The 688-nt window shown below is 35.8% G+C and carries 1 protein-coding gene and 1 pseudogene; one reads left to right on the top strand and one right to left on the bottom strand.

The annotated features are described in order from the left end of the window. Positions 1–28: 28 nt before the first annotated feature. Positions 29–211, bottom strand: a pseudogene (locus ACJ5GX_RS05250) (oxidoreductase dimerization domain-containing protein); the annotation flags it as partial. A gap of 152 nt (positions 212–363) precedes the next feature. Between ACJ5GX_RS05250 and ACJ5GX_RS05245 the strand changes: the two are divergent. After that, a partial coding sequence (locus ACJ5GX_RS05245; RefSeq protein WP_495292774.1) for a DUF2059 domain-containing protein occupies positions 364–688 on the top strand: 325 nt, incomplete at its 3' end.

Below are 688 nucleotides of genomic sequence, written 5' to 3'. Positions count from 1 at the left end.
TTTTGCTTTGATTTTATACACTACTCTCTTCTTCTTTTAGCTGTTCTTCTGTTTTACCAACTCCGGCAACTTCAGGCCATGTATATACTACTCCAGGAATTAAGTTGTAATTGATGTGCGGTTTCTGCCCTGCTAAAGTTTCTGCAACAAAAACACCTTCTTCTTCAGCTTTGTGAGCAAGCATCGCTCCTTTGATAACATCACCGATCGATCCGTTCCCGCAATGATTTCTGAAAAATCAGTACTAAGAAATGCATCCTTTCTCCACTGATACACCTTGTCTTTTTTTGCAGGTCTTACATTCTTATATGAATTGGCAAACTTACATACATATCTACGTTTTTTGAATAAGTAGAGTTTATAATGAAAGTCTTTTTTCTCATCATACAATTCTACGATCGATCAACGAAAGAAAATTTATTGTTGAAGCCTAATTATTCACCTATGAAAAAATTAATAACAACTTTGAGTCTTTTCATCGGAACATTGGCTTTCTCTCAGGTTTCCGAAGCTAAGATCAGAGAATTTATCAAGATTACCCAAGCCGATAAAATGGCTATTTCGTCTATGCAGACGTATATGGAACAATTTAAAAAAAGTGCTCCGAATATTCCTGATGAGTTCTGGAAAGAATTTGTGGCAGAATTTACAGCAGATAAAATGGTAGAGCTGTATGTCCCGATATACG

The sequence above is a fragment of the Wolbachia endosymbiont of Tuta absoluta genome (assembly GCF_059414725.1).
This window is presented reverse-complemented; position numbering and strand designations above follow the sequence as displayed.